This is a genomic window from Microvirga mediterraneensis (assembly GCF_013520865.1).
Classification (GTDB): domain Bacteria; phylum Pseudomonadota; class Alphaproteobacteria; order Rhizobiales; family Beijerinckiaceae; genus Microvirga; species Microvirga mediterraneensis.
Genome location: NZ_JACDXJ010000001.1, coordinates 4475294 through 4494908 on the forward strand (window position 1 = coordinate 4475294; position 19615 = coordinate 4494908).

At 64.2% G+C, this 19615-nt stretch carries 20 protein-coding genes; 2 read left to right on the forward strand and 18 right to left on the reverse strand.

The features are described 5' to 3' along the window. The 8 genes from deoC to H0S73_RS21350 form a co-directional block, all read right to left on the reverse strand. A complete protein-coding gene (deoC, locus tag H0S73_RS21315) occupies window positions 1–762 on the reverse strand; it encodes a deoxyribose-phosphate aldolase (RefSeq protein ID WP_181054015.1) in 762 nt (253 codons plus the stop codon). Beyond that, window positions 755–1576 (reverse strand): purine-nucleoside phosphorylase, encoded by an 822-nt coding sequence (locus tag H0S73_RS21320; protein WP_281369185.1) that lies wholly within the window; start codon window positions 1574–1576, stop codon window positions 755–757. Before H0S73_RS21320 ends, deoC begins: the two co-directional genes overlap by 8 nt. Before the next feature lie 59 nt (window positions 1577–1635). Beyond that, window positions 1636–2040, reverse strand: a complete 405-nt coding sequence (locus H0S73_RS21325; RefSeq protein ID WP_181054016.1) for a cytidine deaminase — start codon at window positions 2038–2040, stop codon at window positions 1636–1638. Window positions 2041–2042: 2 nt separating this feature from the next. Further along, window positions 2043–2948, reverse strand: a complete 906-nt coding sequence (locus H0S73_RS21330) for an ABC transporter permease (protein ID WP_181054017.1) — start codon at window positions 2946–2948, stop codon at window positions 2043–2045. Window positions 2949–2951: 3 nt separating this feature from the next. Further along, entirely contained in the window at window positions 2952–4055 is a 1104-nt protein-coding gene (locus tag H0S73_RS21335) for an ABC transporter permease (protein ID WP_181054018.1), read from the reverse strand. Further along, entirely contained in the window at window positions 4052–4486 is a 435-nt protein-coding gene (locus H0S73_RS21340; protein ID WP_181054019.1) for a VOC family protein, read from the reverse strand. Before H0S73_RS21340 ends, H0S73_RS21335 begins: the two co-directional genes overlap by 4 nt. After that, window positions 4486–6009 carry an ABC transporter ATP-binding protein gene (locus H0S73_RS21345; RefSeq protein WP_181054020.1) on the reverse strand — a complete coding sequence of 508 codons (1524 nt, stop codon included), beginning with the start codon at window positions 6007–6009 and terminating at the stop codon, window positions 4486–4488. Before H0S73_RS21345 ends, H0S73_RS21340 begins: the two co-directional genes overlap by 1 nt. A 123-nt stretch (window positions 6010–6132) precedes the next feature. Continuing rightward, window positions 6133–7137 (reverse strand): BMP family lipoprotein, encoded by a 1005-nt coding sequence (locus H0S73_RS21350; protein WP_181054021.1) that lies wholly within the window; start codon window positions 7135–7137, stop codon window positions 6133–6135. A gap of 262 nt (window positions 7138–7399) precedes the next feature. On the opposite strand from H0S73_RS21350, the gene H0S73_RS21355 reads away from it, so the two are divergent. Beyond that, entirely contained in the window at window positions 7400–8176 is a 777-nt protein-coding gene (locus tag H0S73_RS21355; protein WP_181054022.1) for a HesA/MoeB/ThiF family protein, read from the forward strand. Window positions 8177–8213: 37 nt separating this feature from the next. On the opposite strand, the gene pheT is transcribed toward H0S73_RS21355, so the two are convergent. The 7 genes from pheT to H0S73_RS21390 form a co-directional block, all read right to left on the reverse strand. Further along, a complete protein-coding gene (gene pheT, locus H0S73_RS21360) occupies window positions 8214–10625 on the reverse strand; it encodes a phenylalanine--tRNA ligase subunit beta (protein ID WP_181054023.1) in 2412 nt (803 codons plus the stop codon). Further along, on the reverse strand, window positions 10622–11158 hold the full coding sequence (locus H0S73_RS21365) for a DUF4304 domain-containing protein (RefSeq protein WP_181054024.1): 537 nt from the start codon (window positions 11156–11158) through the stop codon (window positions 10622–10624). The genes pheT and H0S73_RS21365 overlap by 4 nt, the downstream gene beginning before the upstream one ends. Further along, window positions 11155–12240, reverse strand: coding sequence for a phenylalanine--tRNA ligase subunit alpha (gene pheS, locus H0S73_RS21370; protein ID WP_181054025.1), 1086 nt, complete (start codon window positions 12238–12240; stop codon window positions 11155–11157). Before pheS ends, H0S73_RS21365 begins: the two co-directional genes overlap by 4 nt. Before the next feature lie 195 nt (window positions 12241–12435). After that, entirely contained in the window at window positions 12436–12804 is a 369-nt protein-coding gene (rplT, locus tag H0S73_RS21375; RefSeq protein ID WP_009494554.1) for a 50S ribosomal protein L20, read from the reverse strand. A gap of 43 nt (window positions 12805–12847) precedes the next feature. After that, the gene (rpmI, locus tag H0S73_RS21380) at window positions 12848–13048 is read right to left on the reverse strand and encodes a 50S ribosomal protein L35 (RefSeq protein WP_036362945.1); all 201 of its coding nucleotides are present in this window, start codon (window positions 13046–13048) and stop codon (window positions 12848–12850) included. Between the two features lie 200 nt (window positions 13049–13248). Next, window positions 13249–13770 (reverse strand): translation initiation factor IF-3, encoded by a 522-nt coding sequence (gene infC, locus H0S73_RS21385; RefSeq protein WP_245435431.1) that lies wholly within the window; start codon window positions 13768–13770, stop codon window positions 13249–13251. A gap of 136 nt (window positions 13771–13906) precedes the next feature. Beyond that, entirely contained in the window at window positions 13907–15151 is a 1245-nt protein-coding gene (locus H0S73_RS21390; RefSeq protein WP_181054026.1) for a glycosyltransferase, read from the reverse strand. Between the two features lie 70 nt (window positions 15152–15221). On the opposite strand from H0S73_RS21390, the gene H0S73_RS21395 reads away from it, so the two are divergent. Beyond that, window positions 15222–15977, forward strand: a complete 756-nt coding sequence (locus H0S73_RS21395; RefSeq protein ID WP_181054027.1) for an alpha/beta hydrolase — start codon at window positions 15222–15224, stop codon at window positions 15975–15977. Window positions 15978–16097: 120 nt separating this feature from the next. Here the strand turns inward: H0S73_RS21395 and H0S73_RS21400 are convergent, their stop codons facing one another. From H0S73_RS21400 to H0S73_RS21410, 3 genes are all read right to left on the reverse strand, one after another. Beyond that, window positions 16098–16967 (reverse strand): GAF domain-containing protein, encoded by an 870-nt coding sequence (locus H0S73_RS21400; RefSeq protein WP_181054028.1) that lies wholly within the window; start codon window positions 16965–16967, stop codon window positions 16098–16100. A gap of 538 nt (window positions 16968–17505) precedes the next feature. Next, window positions 17506–17817: a tetratricopeptide repeat protein gene (locus tag H0S73_RS26375; protein ID WP_425488206.1), complete on the reverse strand. Its 312-nt coding sequence runs from the start codon at window positions 17815–17817 to the stop codon at window positions 17506–17508. Between the two features lie 372 nt (window positions 17818–18189). Then, window positions 18190–19218: an AraC family transcriptional regulator gene (locus H0S73_RS21410; RefSeq protein ID WP_181054030.1), complete on the reverse strand. Its 1029-nt coding sequence runs from the start codon at window positions 19216–19218 to the stop codon at window positions 18190–18192. Between the last annotated feature and the right edge of the window lie 397 nt (window positions 19219–19615).

Here is a 19615-nt window from a genome sequence, read left to right on the forward strand (position 1 = left end):
TCAGTAGGTTCCGGCGGCCGTCGTTCCGGCCCGTCCTTCGATGGCGGCGATCAGCGCGTCGTAGACGCTGCTCGCCCCGATGCGAAATGTCTGTGGCGTTGCCCAGCCGAACCCCATGATGCGGTCGGCGAGATCGAGATAGATCTTCGCATCTGCGACGGTGCGGATGCCGCCGGAGGGTTTCAGGCCGACAGGCTTGCCGGATGCCTTGATGGCCTCGAGCATGATCTCGGCTGCCTCGGGCGTTGCCGAAACCGGCGTCTTTCCGGTCGAGGTCTTGATGAAATCTGCGCCCGCGTCGATGGCGAGACGGCTCGCCTGCGCGATCAGCTTCGGATCCTTCAGCTCGCCCGTCTCCAGGATCACCTTGAGCAGACGCCCCTGGTCGACGAGATCGCGCACGGCCTCCACCATCTCGGCGGCTACGGCAACATCGCCCCGGCGCAGGGCCTCATAGGGCAGCACGAGGTCGATCTCGTTGGCGCCGTCGGAGAGCGCTTCCTGTGTGTCGTCGGTGACGCGGCTCACATCCTCGCCACCGGCGGGGAAGTTCACCACCGTGGCGATGCGCACGGGCGAGCCCCTGAGATTCTCCTGCGACCGCTTCACGAATTGCGGCCACACGCACACGGCCGCCACCGGCCCATGCGGATCGAGCGCCTTCTTGCACAGCGCATCGATGGCCTGATCGGTGCAATTATCCGTGAGATCGGTGAGATCGAGACTGCGCAGGGCGCGCGTTGCTGTTTGCGCATCAGACATGAGAGAGCTCCGCAACGAAGGACCGAATGAGACGCTTGAACTTCTCAGACGCCTCGGCCGCCGTATCCTTGGTTTCCTGATGCGAGGGCGACGCGCCCTCGATTCCGGCCGCGAGGTTTGTGACGACCGAGACGGCGGCGACCTTCAAGCCGTAATAGCGCGCAAGGATCACCTCCGGCACCGTCGACATGCCGACGAGATCGCCGCCGAGGATCTGCACCATCCGGATCTCGGCCGGCGTCTCGAAGCTCGGACCGGACAGCCAGGCATAGACGCCCTCGGGCAACGCGATTCCGCTCTTCGTGGCGGCACGCTGCAGCACTTGGCGCAGATCCGCGTCATAGGCATTGGTGAGCGAGACGAAGCGCCCTTCCGTGTGATCGCGCAGCAGCGGATTGCCGCCCGAGAGATTGAGGTGATCGCTGATCGCCACGAGGCTTCCGGGGCGGATGTCGGCGCGCACGGAACCGGCCGCGTTCGTCGCAACGAGAACCGAAATGCCCAGCTCCTTCACGAAAGCGACGGGCAGGCGCATCGCACCCGCGTCGCCTGTCTCATAGTAATGCGCGCGGCCCTGGAACAGCAGCACCCGCTTTCCTTCGAGCGTGCCGGCGACGAGCTTGCCCGCATGGCCGGAGACGCCGCTTCTCGGGAAATGCGGAATCTCGGCATAGGGCAGGCTCACCGCATCGGTCACTTCGTCCACGAGGGTGCCGAGCCCCGTGCCGAGCACGAAAGCCGCATCGAACTGGCCGCCGAAGCCGCGGGCGCGCACGAAGGCGGCCGCCTCTTGAATCATCTGGTGCATCGTCATCGTTTCAGGCCCGACCCGCGGGCCTTCCTTTCATTGTCGCAATCGATCTCGGACAGAACTCAGCGATCCGTCAAATTGTCCGGTCCGAACGAGAAGGGCAAAAGCTCGTCGAGCGTGAAGCTTTTCCGGATCCCCTCGGGACCGGCGATGTGAATGGGCGTGTCGGGCGCGGCGAATTCGCGGATACGCTGGCGGCAGCCGCCGCAGGGGGTGACGAGATGCTCGCCCTCGCCCATCACGACGATGGCCGCGATGCGGCTTTCGCCGGCCGCGATCATGGCCGAGATGGCGCCCGCTTCGGCGCAGGAGCCGACCGGATAAGCGGCGTTCTCCACGTTGCAGCCGGTAAAGATCCTGCCGTCGGGCGTGGCGATCGCGGCGCCGACCTTGAAGCGCGAATAGGGCGCATAGGCTTTGGCCTGGATCGCCTTGGCGGCCTCGAACAGAATGTCGAGCGACGTCATGCTCAGCGCTCCTTCACATAGGGCACGCCGGCGGCGCGCGGCGGGATGGCCTTGCCGATGACGCCTGCGAGCAGGATGACGGTCATGAGATAGGGCAGCGCCTGAATGGCCTGGACCGGCACCTCGCCGATCCCCGGCAGCGCAATGCCCTGCAGGCGGATGGAGATGGCGTCGAGCAGTCCGAAGAGGATGCACGCGCCGAGGGCCGGCCATGCCCGCCACTTGGCGAAGATGAGGGCTGCAAGCGCGATGAAGCCCTTGCCGGCCGTCATGTTGTTCAGGAAGCCGGCCGATTGGCCGACCGAGAGATACGTCCCGCCGATGCCGCAGAGGACGCCCCCGATGACGACGGCGGTGTAGCGCAGTCCGGTGACCGAGATGCCCGCCGTATCGACGGCGGCCGGGTTCTCGCCGACGGCGCGCAGGCGAAGGCCGAAGCGGGTGCGCCCCAGCACGAACCAGGTGAGCGGCACGGCGAGCAGCACCACATAGACGAGAGCCGAATGGCCGAAGATCACGTCCTCGAAGCGCTGCGCGCCCTCCAGCGGCGGCGTGCGTCCACCCTGGTTGTACCAGGCGTTGCCGACGATGGCGGTCAAGCCCGCCGCCAGCATGTTGATGGCGACGCCGGACACGATCTGGTTGCCGCGCTGGCTGATGGACGCGAAGCCGTGGATGAGGCCGAAGACCACCGATGCGCCGATGCCGGCGATCAGGCCGATCCAGGCCGAGCCGAAGGCGTAGGCGGCCGCAGCCGCCGCGAAGGCCGCCACCAGCATCTTGCCTTCGAGACCGATATCCACCACGCCCGACCGCTCGGACCAGAGCCCGGCCAGGCAGGCGGCGAGAAGCGGGATCGAGAGCCGCAGGGCCGAGTCGAAGACCGTGACGAGAGAACTGAGTTCCATGGCTCAGGCCCTCGCCAGTTTCTGGCGCGTGAACAGATGCGCCACGGCGCGCCGGAACAGCCCATCGAGGGCGCCGGCGAACAGGATGATGATGCCGCCGATCACCACCACCATGTCGCGGGTGATGGCCGGCTGCTCGAAGGCGAGCTCCGCACCGCCCTGATAGAGAATGCCGAACAGGAGCGAGGCCAGGATGATGCCGACGGGGTGCGCGCGTCCCATGAGCGCCACCGCGATGCCGACGAAACCGTAGCCGGAGGTGAATTCGAGCAGCAGGCGGTGCTGGTAGCCCATGAGCTCGTTGACCGCGAGGCCGCCTGCCAATGCGCCGGAGATGACCATCGCGATGATGATGATCCGCGCAGGCGAGATGCCTGCATAGACCGCCGCCGTAGGATTGGAGCCGACGACGCGGATCGCATAGCCGAGGCGCGAGCGATAGATGAGAAGCCACACGAAATAGGACGCCGCCAGAGCCAGCACCAGCGTGAGGTTGAGCTGCGAGGCCGGGATCTGGATGCCGAAGGCGGCGAAGACGTCATGCATGAAAGGAATGCTCGCTGCCTCCGGGAAGGCCGGCGTTTCCGGATTCATGGATTGGGGCTCGCGCAGCACGTTCACGAGCAGGTAGACGATCAGCACGCTGGCAAGCCAGTTGAACATGATCGTCGTGATCACGATGTGGCTGCCGCGCTTCGCCTGGAGATAACCCGGAACGGCCGCCCAGGCGGCGCCGAAGGCGGCGGCACCCAGAATGCCCAGTGGGATCAGCAGGAAGCCCGGCAGGAAAGTGAGATTGTTGAGCACGAGCGCGATGCCGAGGCCCGCGAGCGTCGCCTGCCCTTCGCCACCGATGTTGAACAGCCCGGCATGATAGGCGACCGCGACCGCGAGACCGACGAAGATGAAGTCGGTCATGTAAAACAGGGTGAAGCCGAGCCCCTCCCCGGTGCCGAGGCTGCCCTGGATCAGGAAGCGGGTTGCCGAGAGCGGGTTCTCACCGATGCCGAGCACGACGAGGCCGGCGACGAGGAAGGCCGCCACCACGGAAATGGCGGGCACGAGGACCGTGTCGGCCCATTTGGGCAGGTCGAGGGGAGCGCTCACGTCTGAGAATCCGGCAGGAACATGTGGCCCTGCTCATCAAGAGGGAAGGACGGGTTCCAGGCGACTTCCCAGAGATGCCCGTCGGGATCGGCGAAATAGCCCGAATAGCCGCCCCAGAACACATCGTGCAGCGGCTTGACGGGACGCGCGCCGGCCTTCACGGCAAGCGCATAGACCTCGTCGGCCTCCTCCTTGGAACGGGCATTGTAGGCGAGCGTGATGGCGGCAAAGGCGGTTGGCTTGTCCTCGACACCCGCATCCGCCGCGAGATCGGCGCGACCGAAGAGACCGAGCGCCAAACCGTTCGCCTGGAAAAAGGCGACGCTGGGCTGGCTGGCGCTCGATGCCTTCCAGCCCCAGGCCTCGTAGAAGGCCCGGGACTTCGCGAGATCGGCGACGCCAAGGGTGACGAGGGTCAGTCGTGGTTGCATCAGGCGGCCTCGTCCGTCACGCCGGCCATGAGCAGGCCGAGATCCTGCTCGTTGGTCTCGGAAGCCTTGCGCTCGCCGGTGATCCGGCCGCCGCACATGGTGAGGATACGGTCGGACAGGTTCATGATCTCGTCGAGCTCCACCGAGACGAGCAGGATGGCGACGCCCGCGTCGCGCAAGGCGATCAGGCGACGGTGAATGAACTCGATGGCCCCGATGTCGACGCCGCGCGTCGGCTGGCCGACGAGGAGCACCTTCGGGTTGCGCTCGATCTCGCGCGCCAGCACGATCTTCTGCTGGTTGCCGCCGGAAAACTTGGACGATTTCAGCCGCGGCGCGGGCGGGCGCACGTCGTACTGCTCCATCTTCCGTTCGAGATCCGCGATCAGGCGGTCATGGTCGAGGATCGGCCCGCGGCCGAGCCGGGGCTCGTCGCTGAAGCCCAGGATGGCGCTTTCGAAAGCCGGAAAGGCCGGGACGAGCCCCATGCGCAGCCGGTCCTCCGGCACGTGCAGCAGGCCGAGCTGGCGCATGCGATGCGGGTTGTGCTCCGAGGACGGAATGTCCCGTCCCTCGAGCCGGATCGAGCCGAGCGCAGGCTGGCGCATGCCGGCGATGGCTTCCAGCAACTCGCTCTGGCCGTTGCCGGCCACCCCTGCGATACCGACGATCTCGCCCGCGCGAACCGTCAGAGACGCATTCGCCACGCGCACCACGCCGCGTGAATCGACGACGGTCAGGTCGCCGATTTCGAGCAGAGGCGCACCGGGGATCTTCTCCGCCTTCTCGACGCGCAGGAGCACGCGACGCCCCACCATCAGCTCCGCGAGCTCCGGCGGCGAGGTGTCGGCGGTCTCGACGCTTGCGACCATCTCGCCGCGCCGCATGACCGAGACGCGGTCCGTGATCGCCATGATCTCGCGCAGCTTGTGCGTAATGAGGATGACGGTCTTGCCCTGCTCCTTGAGCGAGCGGAGCAGCCCGAACAGGGCATCCGCCTCAGGCGGCGTGAGCACGGCGGTGGGCTCGTCGAGGATGAGGATATCGGCGCCGCGATAGAGGGCCTTCAGGATCTCGACGCGCTGCTGCAGGCCGACGGAGAGGTCGCCCACGATGGCATCCACGTCGATCTCCAGCCCGTAATCCCTGGCGAGCCGCGCCAGCTCGGCCCTCGCCTTGGCTTCGCCCGCGCGCAGCATGGCGCCGCCCTCGGCGCCGAGCATCACGTTGTCGACCACGCTCAGGGGCTCGACCAGCATGAAGTGCTGATGAACCATGCCGATGCCCGCATGAATGGCATCGTTGGGGGACCGGATGGAAATCGGCTTGCCGTTGACGCGGATCTCGCCGGAATCCGCCTCGTAGAAGCCGTACAGGATCGACATCAGGGTCGATTTGCCCGCGCCGTTCTCGCCGACGATGCCGTGGATCGTGCCGCGCTCGACCCGCAGGTTCACGTCCTTGTTGGCGTGAACGGCGCCGAAGCTCTTGTTGATGGCGATGAGTTCAATGGCTGGGGACATCGGCCTCGAAGGATCTGCCGGCAATGACGAAACAGGAGCCGGATCTTATCGGAAAAACTAAATCTGGTCGAAAAAGATTTGGCCGCAGGCCTTTGCGGGCCTGCGGCCAAACCGTGCTTCATCTTACATCGGGCACTTGGAGTCGGACATGTAGTCGTGCACCTTGATGGAGCCGGACTTGATGCCTTCGGCGGCCTTGTCGGCGGCGGCCTTCATGTCGGGGGTGATCAGCGACTTGTTGTTGTCGTCCAGCGCCCAGGCCACGCCGTCTTCCTTGAGGCCGAGAACCTGGAGGCCGCTCTTGAAGGAGCCCTTCTTGGCCTGGTCGAAGACGTTGTAGGTCGCCACGTCCACGCGCTTGACCATGGAGGTCAGGATCTTGCCGGGATGCAGGGCATTCTGGTTCGAGTCGACGCCGATGCCGAGCTTGCCCGCGTCGGCGGTGGCGCGCATCACGCCCACGCCGGTGCCGCCGGCCGCATGGTAGATCACGTCGGCGCCGCGATCGATCTGGCTCTTGGCGAGTTCGCCGCCCTTCACCGGGTCGTTCCAGGCCGCGCCTGTCGTGCCGGTCATGTTCTGGAACACCTCGGCGTCCTTCTTGGCGTATTTCACGCCCTGGACATAGCCGCAGGCGAACTTGCGGATGAGCGGAATGTCCATGCCGCCCACGAAGCCGACCTTGCCGGACTTGGAGGCCTGGGCCGCCAGGAGGCCGACCAGGAACGAGCCCTCGTGCTCCTTGAACACGATGGATTCCACGTTCGGCTTCTCGACGACGGCGTCGATGATGGCGAACTGGGTCTTCGGGAACTCCTCGGCGACCTTCTTCAGAGCGGATTCCTGGGAAAAGCCGACGGCCACGATGGGCGAGAAACCGTCGCGGGCGAAGCGGCGCAGGGCCTGCTCGCGCTGTGCGTCGTTCTGCGGCTCGAAATCGCGGTAATCGGTGCCGGTGTCCTTCTTGAACTTCTCGGCGCCCGTGTGGACGCCCTCGTTGAAGGATTTGTCGAACTTGCCGCCGAGATCGTACACGATCGCGGGCTTGAAGGCCGCCTGCTGCGCGAAGGCAGCCGAAGCGGAGAAGGCGAGGCCCGCGAGCGCGAGGCCGAACTTGGTTACTGTCATCGGCTTTGTTCCCTGTTAGACGCCGGCTTGGTGCCGGTTGCCCCATGACGATGGCATGGCAAGGGTCACAACGCCAAGGCCCCTGTCAAGACAGCATGTTATTTCCTTCACGCATCGTGCGGAAAAGTGGCCCCGGTTTTCCGCAAGAACGATGCGTCAATGTCAATCCAAGCATCCGATGGATCCCACAAGTGCCTTCCACTTTTGGGTCGGATGCTGACGGAATGGTTGATAGCCAAACTCATTCCCGTAAGGTCACGACATGCCGCTCACCTCCGACGAAATCGACCGCTATGCCCGCCACCTCGTTCTCCGGGACGTGGGCGGGCCGGGACAACTGAAACTGAAGGCCGCGCGCGTGCTCGTGATCGGCGCCGGCGGGCTAGGCGCGCCCCTGATCCAATACCTCGCCGCAGCCGGCATAGGCGCCATCGGGATCGTCGACGACGATGCGGTCAGCCTCTCCAATCTGCAGCGGCAGGTGATCCATTCCACGCCGGATCTCGGCCGGCCCAAGGCGGAGAGCGCGGCGGAGGCCGTCGGGCGCCTCAACCCGCACGTGGCGGTCGAACCCCATCTGACCCGCCTCACGCCCGACAACGCCCGCGGCCTGGTCGGCGGCTACGATATCGTGGCCGACGGCTCGGACAATTTCGACACCCGTTATGCGGTGTCGGATGCCTGCTTTTTCGAGAAGAAGCCCCTGGTGACGGCCGCCCTGGGCCAGTTCGACGGTTCGCTCACGACGATCCGGGCTCATGAGAACGGCCCGGACGGCAAGCCGAACCCTACCTATCGCTGCCTCTTCCCCTCCCCGCCTCCGGCCGGCGCGATCCCGACCTGCGCGGAGGCCGGGATCCTCGGCGCCCTGGCGGGCGTCATGGGCAGCCTGATGGCCCTGGAAGTGATCCGGGAGATCGTCGGCTTCGGCGAGAGCCTCGTGGGGCGCCTGCTGATGGTCGATGCACGTGGGATGCGGTTCGACACGGTCCGCTACGGCTGGGATGAGGGGAACCCGTTGAGTGGCACATCGCGCTAAACCCTCTCCCCTTTTGGGGAGAGGGTTAGGCCCGTGTTCAAGACCGCAGCACCGCGCCGGTCTTCTTCGCGACCTCGCCGACGATCTTGGCCGAGACGGCCTCGATCTCCACATCGGTGAGGGTCTTTTCCGTCGGCTGCAGGGTGACGGCGATGGCCACGGACTTCTTGTCCGGGTCGATGCCGGTGCCCTCGTAGATGTCGAACACGTCGACGCCCACGATCAGCTGGCGCTCGGCCCCCTGCGCGGCCTTCACGATGTCGCCGGCGGCCACGGCGCGGCCGACCACGAAGGCGAAGTCGCGGGTGAGCGGCTGGAAGTCCGGCAGGTTGAGCTTCGGCTTCATCTTGGTCGGCTTCGCCTTGGGCGGCGGCAGCGCGTTGAGGTTGAGCTCGAAGGCGACCAGCGGCCCCTTCAGGTCGAGCGCCTTCAGGACCTTGGGATGAACCTCTCCGAAAGAGCCGACCACGTTCTTGGGTCCGAACTGCAGCGTGCCCGAACGGCCGGGATGGAACCAGGCCGGACCTCCGGCAACGATCTGGAGACCGCCGGAGGGGATGCCGAGCGCGGCCAGCAGGGCCAGCACGTCCGCCTTGGCGTCGAAAGCATCGACGGCCTCGGCGCCACCGTCCCAGTGACGGCCGACACCTTCGGCCCGGGCGGTACCGCGACGCACGGCGGCGGCCTTGATGGACTGACCTTCCGGCTCATCCGACGCGAAGGTCTGGCCGACCTCGAACAGCGCCACGTCGCCGTAGCCGCGATCCGCGTTGCGCTGCGCGGCCTTGAGCAGGCCCGGCAGCAGGCTCGGGCGCATGTCGGAGAGTTCGGCCGCGATCGGGTTGGCGAGCGCAAGCCGCGCATCGCCGCCGCCGAACAGCTCGGCCTCGCTCTTGGCGATGAAGGACCAGGTGACGGCCTCCACCAGCCCGCGCACGGCCAGCGAGCGGCGGGCGAGGCGTGTACGCTTCTGGATCAGGGTCAGGATGGGCTTGGCGACGGCGGCTTCGAGGCGCGGCAGCGGCTGAGGCTCGATGCGGTCGACGCCGGCGATGCGGATGACCTCCTCGACGAGATCCGCCTTGCCGTCGATGTCGGGCCGCCAGGACGGGGCCGTGACACTCACGCGGTCGCCGGAACCCTGGATACCGAAGCCGAGCTTCTTCAGGATCGTCTCGGATTCGGCAGGCTTCACGTCGAGGCCTGACAGGCGCGGCACTTCCGACCAGGGAAACTCGACCGTGAGCCGGTTGTCCGGAACCTGCCCCGCCACGAGAGCCTCGGACGGCTCACCGCCGCACAGATCCATGACCAGCTTGGTGGCGAGGTCGAGACCCGGCAGCGTGAAGGCCGGATCGACGCCGCGCTCGAAGCGGTAGCGGGCATCGGTGATGATCCCGAGCTTGCGACCCGTCTGCGCGATGTTGAGCGGGTCCCAGAGAGCCGATTCGATCAGCACGTCGGTCGTTGTCTCGTCGCAGCCAGAATGCTCGCCGCCCATGATGCCGCCGATGGATTCGACGCCGTTCTCGTCGGCGATCACCACGACACCCGGATCGAGCTTGTAGGTGCGGGTGTCGAGCGCCAGCACCTCCTCGCCCTCCTTCGCCCGGCGGATTGTGAGGTTGCCCTTCACCTTCCTGGCGTCGAAGACGTGGAGAGGACGGCCCCGGTCGAAGGTCATGTAGTTGGTGATGTCCACCAGGGCGTTGATCGGACGAAGACCGATGGAGAGCAGACGGCGCTGCATCCATTCGGGCGACGGCCCGTTCTTCACGCCGCGCACGAGCCGCAGGGCGAAGGCCGGGCAGAGCTTCCCGTCCTCGATCGTCACCGAGACCGGGCAGGCCCCCTCGCCCTGGATGGGCGTGACGGCATCGTTCTTGAGCGTGCCGAGGCCGGCGGCCGCAAGGTCGCGGGCGATGCCGTGGATCGACGTGCAGTCCGGCCGGTTCGGCGTGAGGTTGATCTCGATCACCGGATCGTCGAGGCCTTCATAGGCCGCGTAGGGAACGCCCACGGGCGCATCGGCTGGAAGGTCGATGATGCCGTCGTGATCATCGGAGATTTCGAGCTCCGCCGCCGAGCACAGCATGCCGGCGCTCTCGACGCCCCGGATGGTGCCGACGCCCAGCGTGATGTTCTTGCCCGGAATGTAGGTGCCGGGCGGCGCGAACACGCTCTTCATGCCCGTGCGGGCATTGGGAGCGCCGCACACGACCTGGATCGGCGCGCCTTCGCCCGTATCGACCATGCAGACGCGCAGGCGGTCGGCATTGGGGTGCTGCACGGCGGAGATCACATAGGCCACCTTGTAGGGCGCCAGCGTCTTCGCCTTGTCCTCGACGCCTTCGACCTCGAGGCCGATGCGGGTGAGCGTCTCGACGATCTCGTCGAGGGAGGCCGAGGTGTCGAGGTGATCCTTCAGCCAGGAGAGGGTGAATTTCATGACTTTGACTCGCGGAATTTCTGTATCACGGCCGGCTGCGCCAAGCCCCAGGCACCAGATGCTCGAGTGGGAGCGTTCTCGTAGCTCTCTAGAAACTTATGGTGCGCTTCCCTTGTAGCCATGCCGAGCATCGCAGGAATGGCAAACTGCTCCAGTGCATCGACCAGAAGGGACAAGCGCTCCGACTTGCTGAAGATGTCAGTATAGGAAACGGTATCGAGCCTCGGCTCGAGATCAGGTGGACAGAGCCCCGCTATCCGCGAGCGAAGGTGACATTCGTATTCTTTAGGGTCCTGAATATCCTCGATCCAGCGGAGCAAGATGCCGAGATTGACATAAACGCGCCCTCCCCCGGCTGACTTCTGAATATTCACCAGGCAGACAGCATCGGGCGTCAGAAGACGCCAGGTCAAGGCATCGCGCTTGAAGCCATGCGGCCTCAAACGCGCATCGAACGCCTGCCTCAGCTCCTTTACGGCAATCTCTCGCTCTTCCTTCGAGAGACTATCCAGCTGGGCGTCGAGGCTGTTCATGACGTCAGGCCGCTCACGAGGCTCGGGATGTCGAGCGGGCGGAAGCCGTAATGGTTCAGCCAGCGCACATCGGCCTCGAAGAAGGGGCGCAGGTCCGGCATGCCGTATTTCAGCATGGCGATGCGGTCGATGCCCATGCCCCAGGCGAAGCCCTGGTACTCGTCGGGATCAAGACCGCAATTCCTCAGCACGTTCGGATGGACCATGCCGCATCCCAGGATCTCGAGCCAGTCCGTACCCTCGCCGAAGCGGATCTCGCCGCCCTTGCGCGAGCACTGGATGTCCACTTCGGCGGATGGTTCCGTGAAGGGGAAGAACGACGGGCGGAAGCGCATCTTCACCTGCTCGACCTCGAAGAAGGCCTTGCAGAACTCCTCCAGGACCCATTTCATGTGCGCGATGTTGGCCTGCTTGTCGATGACGAGGCCTTCCACCTGGTGGAACATCGGCGTGTGGGTCTGGTCCGAGTCGTGGCGATAGGTCCGGCCGGGAATGATCACCCGGATCGGCGGCGCCTTCGACGTCATCGTCCGGATCTGCACCGGCGAGGTATGCGTGCGCAGCACCTTGCGCTCGCCCTTCTCGTCGGGAGCGAGGAAGAAGGTGTCGTGCATTTCCCGGGCCGGATGACCTTCGGGGAAGTTGAGGGCCGTGAAGTTGAGGTAATCCGTCTCGATGTCCGGTCCCTCGGCCACGGAGAAGCCCATATCGGCGAAGATCGCCGTCAGTTCCTCGATCACCTGGCTGATGGGGTGGATGCGGCCACGGGCTTCGGGCGCCTCGGACACGGGGAGCGTCACGTCGATGCGCTCGGCCGTCAGTCGGGCTTCGAGCGCGGCCTCGGCGAGCGTGTCTTTCTTGGCCGCGATGGCGGTCTGCACCTTGTCGCGCAGGCCGTTGATGAGCGGTCCGCGTTCCTTGCGCTCCTCGGGCGTCATGGAGCCGAGGGTTTTCAGGAGCTCGGAGACGGAGCCCTTCTTGCCGAGCGCGGCAACGCGCACGGTTTCGAGAGCCGCTTCGTCGCCGGCGGCATCGACCTGGGTCAGCAGGTCAGTTTCGAGTTGGTTGAGATCGGTGGTCATCGGTCCCTGGCCAGATGCGTGCGCCAAATTCAGGCGCCTTGAGTGAGGCGCGGCGCGGGAACCGTCAAGTCTTCCGAGCCGCGAAAGTGCGACCGACAGCGCAAAAAGGCCGTCAGCGCGAATGGTCTCGGAGAAGGGGGAGTAAGGCGGTGCGGCTGAACAGGCCAGCCGCACCGAAATCCGGTCTATCCGACCTTAGGCGGCCTGCTGCGGCAGGGCGGCCTTGGCGGCGTCCACGTAAGCGGCGAAAGCCGCCGGCTCATGGATGGCCATTTCGGACAGAACCTTGCGATCCACCTCGATCCCAGCCTTGCCGAGACCATCGATAAATCGGGAATAGGTCAAGCCATGCGTGCGGACGGCAGCGTTGAGACGCTGGATCCAGAGAGCGCGGAAGGTGCGCTTCTTGTTGCGACGGTCGCGAGTGGCATATTGCATGCTCTTCTCGACCGCCTGCTTGGCGATGCGGATCGTGTTCTTGCGGCGGCCGTAGAAACCCTTGGCGGCCTTGAAAACCTTCTTGTGCTTGGCGTGGGCGGTAACGCCCCGTTTGACGCGGGCCATGGAAAAACTCCTTCAAAATCCGGGATGTAGAGAAAGAACCGCCTTAGCCGTTCGGCAGGAAGTACTTCTTCACGTTGTACGCATCGCCCTCGAACAGGGTCGTGGTGCCGCGCAGGTTGCGGATCTGCTTGTTGGTCCGCTTGATCATCCCGTGGCGCTTGCCGGCCTGGGCGTAAACGACCTTGCCGGTGCCAGTGATCTTGAAGCGCTTTTTCGCGCCAGACTTCGTCTTCAGCTTGGGCATTTGGCTCTCCTTTGGACAGGCGTCCGGAGCGGCAAGCCGCACCTTGGCCTTTTCATTGCTGCATTGAGCAAAACGAACCGCCACGGCAGCCCTAACAGCCGGGCGGTTCAATGAAGGGCGGCTTATGACAGAAGGGCGCCCAAAAAGCAATGGCCGCCGGAACCCCGACGGCCGTGAATTTCGCTTGGGAAAGAGAGCCCTTACCGCGGCGCCAGGACCATGACGACTTGGCGGCCCTCGAAGTTCGGCTCCATCTCGACCTTGGCCAGATCGCCCACATCGGCCTTGACCCGGTCCAGCACCTTCAGACCGAGGGATTGGTGCGCCATCTCGCGGCCACGGAAGCGCAGGGTGATCTTCACCTTGTTGCCTTCCTCGAAGAAGCCCTTCATGGCCTTCATCTTGACCTCGTAATCGTGGTCGTCGATGCCGGGACGCAGCTTGATTTCCTTGACCTCGACCGTCTTCTGCTTCTTTCGGGCCTCGGCGGCCTTCTTCTGCTCGAGAAAGCGGAATTTACCGTAATCGAGGATCTTGCAGACGGGAGGATTGGCGTTCGGCGAGATCTCTACGAGATCGAGGCCGGCCTCTTCGGCCACCTTGAGGGCATCGAAGAAGGGCACAACGCCTCGGTTCTGCCCTGCATCGTCGATCAGCTGCACTTCGCGAACACCGCGAATGTCTCGGTTGGCGCGCGGTCCGTCCTTCTGCGGCACCGGCATGGCTCTCATTGGTCTGCGAATGGCTCGTATCTCCTGTTGAGGGCTAGGCCGCCGACCGGGGACTCCGGAGGAATCCCTGCTGGTATGCTCAGCCTTGCCACGAATGAATCGACATTTCGCGCAAATCTGCGGGAAGTCAACTCGTCCGATGGGTAAAACGGCCTGTCAGGAGGGCTGAATACACATCGAGGGTGCTGGATACCATGCGCTCGAGCGAAAAATGGCGCTCCACATGGGACCGGGCCCTGGTCCCGAGGGCGATTCTGGCGCTGGCTCCCAGGCCCAGCGCCGCCCCGACCGCTTCGGCCAGGGCATCGACGTCTCCAGCCGGGATCCTCCAGCCGGTCCGCTCCTGCGGCGGGACGGCCGGCGGGGCCAGGACCGTCTCCGGCACGGCCCCCAGATCGGACACGACCACGGGCGTTCCCATCGCCTGGGCCTCCACGGCCGAGCGCCCGAAGGCCTCCGGCTCCGTCGAGGGCACGGTCACGACCGACGCCGCCAGGAAGGCGGCCGGCATATCGGTGCAATGGCCGACCCGCCGGACGATGCCCTTCAGCTTGCGGGCCGCGATCAGGCTGTCGAGCTCCTTCTCATAGGCCTCCCTCCCCTGGGGATCGCCCGCGAGGATATAGGCTACATCGCTGAGGCCGGCATCGCGCAGCCTGGCCGCCGCCTCGATCAGCACCTTCTGCCCTTTCCATCCGGTAAGTCGGGCCGCCAGCAGGACCACGCGTTCGTGCGGGGCGACCTCCCAGGCCTTCCGCAGGGCCTCGATCCGCTCCGGGGCCACCGCATGGGGAGAGAAGACGGAAAAGTCGGTTCCCCGGTGGATAACCCGGATACGGTCCCCGGCCTGCGGGTAGACCGAGCGGATCAGCTCGCCGGTGTAGTGCGAATTGGCGATGACCGCGTCGCCCCGCGCCATCACGGAATTGTACAGGACCTTGACCGACGACCGGCCGGAATAGCTGCCGTGATAGGTGGTGACGAAGGGAATGTTCAGGGAGCGCGCGGCCCCCAGGCCCACCCAGGCGGGTGCCCGGGAGCGCGCATGGACGAGGGAAACCCGCTCCTGATGGCAGATCCGGGCGAGCTTTCGCACGTTGACGAGCATGGAAAACGGATTCTTCGTGGCCGCCGGGAACGGGATCCATACGCCGCCCTTGGTCTGGAGCTCGCCGACGAGCCGCCCGCCCTCCGTCGCCACGAGGGCGCGGGCGCCGGCATGGACCAAGCCCTCGGCGATATCGACCGTGGTGCGCTCGGCCCCTCCGGCTTCGAGCTCGGGCACGATCTGCAGGATGGTCCGACCCTCCAGCGGATGCACATGAGAGGACGGAAATGCCGCCCCTCCGCCGGGTCGCGTTGAAAAACTCACGGATGTAAGAGCCTTCTCAAAAGAATCATCTAGAAACGGTTGCTTCAAAGCAGTTGAGGATGAGTTAACCATGCCGCAAAGCGTCACGGTAGGCCAGGATGCCCGCCCCATCGCGGTTTTATTCCGGGAGGGCAAAGGCCCTCCCGTCGTCTGGCTCGGCGGATTCAAATCCGACATGCGCGCCACCAAGGCGACAGCCCTCGACGACTGGGCGAAGGAGAACGGCCGCGCCTTCCTGCGGTTCGATTATAGCGGGCACGGCGAATCGGGGGGAGACTTCGAGGACGGGACCATCTCCCGCTGGCTCGAGGATGCGCTGTCCGTCATCGAGCGATTCGTGACCGAACGTCCCATCTTCGTCGGCTCGTCCATGGGCGGGTGGATCAGCCTGCTGGCGGCCCGCCACCTCATGGAGACGCGGCCCGAGATCGCCCCAGCGGGCATGGTCCTCATCGCCCCGGCGGTCGACATGACGGAGCGGCTCATGTGGGACCGCTTCCCCGAGGCTCTTCGGAAGGGCGTGCAGGAAACCGGGGTCTATCACAGGCCTTCCGCCTATTCGGACGACCCCTATCCGATCACCTGGAAGCTGATCGAGGACGGGCGCCGCCACCTCATCCTCGACCGCCCGATCCAGACCGGCTGCCCGGTTCATATCCTGCAGGGCATGGAGGATCCCGACGTCCCGTGGGACCATGCTCTGCGCCTCGTCGAGCACCTGCCGGGGGACAGCGTGTCGCTGACCCTGATCAAGGACGGTGACCACCGGCTGTCACGACCGGAAGACATCGAACGGCTGATGATGGCCGTTGCCGGAATGCCCTAAGCGATGGGAAAAAGACGGATCGTGGGGAAAGGTGGCGCGAAAAGCGGACTCTTCTCGTGAGGCGGCCCCTCACCTCTTGAAGAGCGCGCCGCCCGAACAGGCCCCGAAGGCTGCATGGTGCTAGATCTCCACGCGGTCGAGGAGCGGGACACCATGGGGTTGGAGCAGAATCCTCCCGCGTCCGACTCGGGCGAGCCGGACCGGTGCCCCCTTCTCTTCCAGGCGGCGCCGGAGAAGAAGCAATCGCGTATCGAGATTGTCCTTGACCTCGGGCAACCGCATAGTGGCCGAGAGCCGAAGCTCCCGGTTTGTGAACCCGACCCGTCCTTCGCGCTGATGCACATCGAGCATGAACATCAGCAACCGGCCCGCGACACCCTTGATGAGGTATTCGTTGTCGATGAAGATGCTGTCGTCCAGCGTGTGATGCGACACGCGGAACACGCGCTCTTCCGGTGAATCGAAAGATTTGTGGGTCTTGGAAGCATGCTCCTCTGCCGCCGGAGCCTCCGCGAGAGCGAGGGAGGCTCCGATCTGGCATGCGATGATCGTCATGACCGCCTGATCGTCGGCACCAAAAGCGAACCGCTCCCGGCTTTCGGCGAACAGCACGCCTGTGACTTTTCCTTGCACGATCATCGGAACGCCGATCCGGCTCAGCGGGCCCGGCACCGTCCCTTCCACGGTCTCCCCGCGGCCCCCGCCGGCCGGCTGCGTCTCGTCGTCCATGCCATCCGCATGGATGAGACGCCCATCAGTCGCAACCACGCCGATGAGACCGTCACCGAGGCGCACCTCCGATGTACTGCCCGTCCGCTCGTAGCCGCGACTTCCGCGCGTGATCAGAACTCCGCGCGATCCATCGAGAAGCAGCAGCAGGATATTCCTGTATCCGAAACGTTCGCGAAGGCCATCGAGGACGGTATCGACGATCTTGCTCGCATCGCTCTGCCGGGAGATCGCATCCACGAGAACGGCGGCATCCAACAATGGAGAGAGGCTCGGCATGACGGGCGGAAGGGTCAGATCAAGAGAGACCGGCCATTTCGGCGCCGGCCAAGAACAGCTGATCCGCTCCTGGGAACCACCCGGAAACCCAATTTGGGGAGGTGCACCGCCGGGCGCGGCCCCGCATTGTCTCTCGATTGGCCTGGCCCGCTGCTGACGTCGATCTTGCCAGAGGGCCGCGGAGCTGCGTCAGCGAACTGAAGGCCCGCGTGAGTGAAATCCGGATCTGCCTTTCACCAGCATGGCCCTCCGGGTTATCGGCACACCAATCGCGATCCGCCCAAGGCGCTGGAGCTGCCTCCGCTTGAGTGAAATTTTCCCTATTCTGTGGTGAGCCACATTTTCGAACGGCGAACCCGCTCCATTTCGCCGAAGAACTTTCTGACGGAACGTCGAAAAACGGTTGAAGGGATAGCCATGTCCTGCCCTGGGCCAATCTGCGGGCGATCGCGCGATCCGGCGAGCCCCGTTCATGGTGACGATGGACTTGCACTCCGGCGTCTCTGCTCGCACGCGAAAGTCAGGACAGAGATCGCGTCCCATCCGCATGTGGGATGGCGCGGGTCGCCTTGTTGAGCCAGTAAGCCGCTTGTTCGTGCCGCCAGTCCAAGCGCAATGCACTTCTGAAATCGTCGATGGCCTGATCATACTGGCCGAGGCTGAGGAGAACGCGGCCACGGATCAGGTGGAACCGTACCGTATGGGGGGAGGAATGCTTAAATTTCCGCAAGGATAGCCCTAAGCCCCAACATGTGATGAGGGCTGAAAATGGCATTCTTGGCAGTTCAATGCAGTCCCGATCTTTAGGCATCGTTTCTTTCCAAGAGTACATACCGATTTAGCCATCTCCAGTTCGTCGGAGCGGAACGCCCCTCCTCGCTGTGGGGGAAAAGGTGGCATCGGTCTTCCTTTGCGGAAATCGGAAAAGCGCACGACCTGTCGAAATTGCGCAGAAAACGTTTTGGACCCTTCACTTTGATGCTCGACCAGTCTTCGCTGACGCGGCAGAAAAGAAACTGAGTTTCATGACACAGGCCGCAAAACGAAACCTCATTTCAAGACAACCCCTCAAAGCTCTCGCCGGCCAAGGGCTGCGCGGTTTCATCACCGTGACCTCCTGAAAGGCCGGTGCAATCGAGCAATTGAATTGACCGGATCCGATCATGGCGAGCCGAGCCCCCCGATCACCCGTGATGCGTGGAGCTCAGCGATACATGGCTTTTGACAGGGTCTGCTTTGGGGTTTCGCCGAACGTGCGCTTGTAGAGAGCGCCGAACTCACCCAAATGGCCAAAGCCGCAAGCGAGCGCAATCTCCGTTACGGTGCCGACAGCCGGATCCGCCGCGAGCAATGCCCTGTTCACGTGCTGCAGGCGAACGGACCGAAGAAAGGCCATGGGAGTCATGCCACGGAAGTTCTGGAAGCCATTCTGCAGGCTCCTGGCACTCACTCCCGCATAATTGGCGATATCCGCAAGCGATAACGGCTCGGAATAATGCGCTTCGATATAGGCTTCGGCGCGCTTTACATAAAAGGGCGCGGCCGCGGATTGGGGCCGCAGAAGCGCATCGGTGTAGGTGTGGCGTTGGGACAGAAGAAGCCCGGTGAGCAGGGATTGCTCGAATTGCCGCCAAGCTATGGGCGAGTGCCTGATAAGAGCCTCCGGGTCGGATAACTCCGTCTCCACATATTCCAAAAGCCTCAGCCAGCTATGTCCGGTCGGGGCCTCCAGATCGACCCCGGTATCGAAGTCGAGAAAGCCCGGAATTTCATAGCCAAGAAGTTTGGCGCAGCATTCCGCAACCTTGTGCCGGCTCGTGATGAGCACGCGATGCTCCGCATCCTTCGGAATCGTGAGCATCCGCTGGGGTCCGGAGGAGAAGATGACGCCCTGGCGTTGTGAGATCGTGAAAGATTCTCGATTGATCTCAAGCTGGCTGGGTTGGCTCGGGCTGACCACGAAAGCCATCCGATCGTCAGCTTCCTCCGGGGATTGGTCTATCTCGACGTCGCTTTCGACGTGGAGCCGGAAGATGCCAAGATCGAAATGTCCTCGATACCCGAACATTCCACCCGCCGACCTGTCGCGAGATGCCGGCGTAAGACGCTGGGGCGACACGAAGACATTGAGGGCGTTCTCCAACTCTTCAAGCTTGGTCGAGCGCCAAGTCTGGTCGATGATGAAATCGATGTGAGGCGCCGCTTCGGCGTCCTGATCCGGCGTATCGTCCATGACCATCTTCAGAGGAGAACTGGTTTTTTCTTTTTCAAACCGCGAGATATAACAATTGAGTACAACTATAAGCTTGCATATATTAAATACAAACTAAGTTAATACTAAAAATAGTTATCTGCCCTCGGAAAACCCCCGCACTCGCGGAGATCTGCCAGGGCTATGGCCCCTAAAGCATCGGACCCAAAGGTGAAATCCACTTTTGGATTCCCATCCGATGCGTTCTTCTTTGAGCAAAGCAGCGTCGTTGCGGCCCCGAAGGGCCGCGTCAACGACAGCCGGATCCCGTTTCCCGCACAATGTTCTAGTAGTCGCAAAATCCGAAATCTCTTGCTGCGTTCGGTCCGCGAACTGTTAGCGCCTCGGACGGACCCAGAGAGCCGCGTCAGCGAAAAGT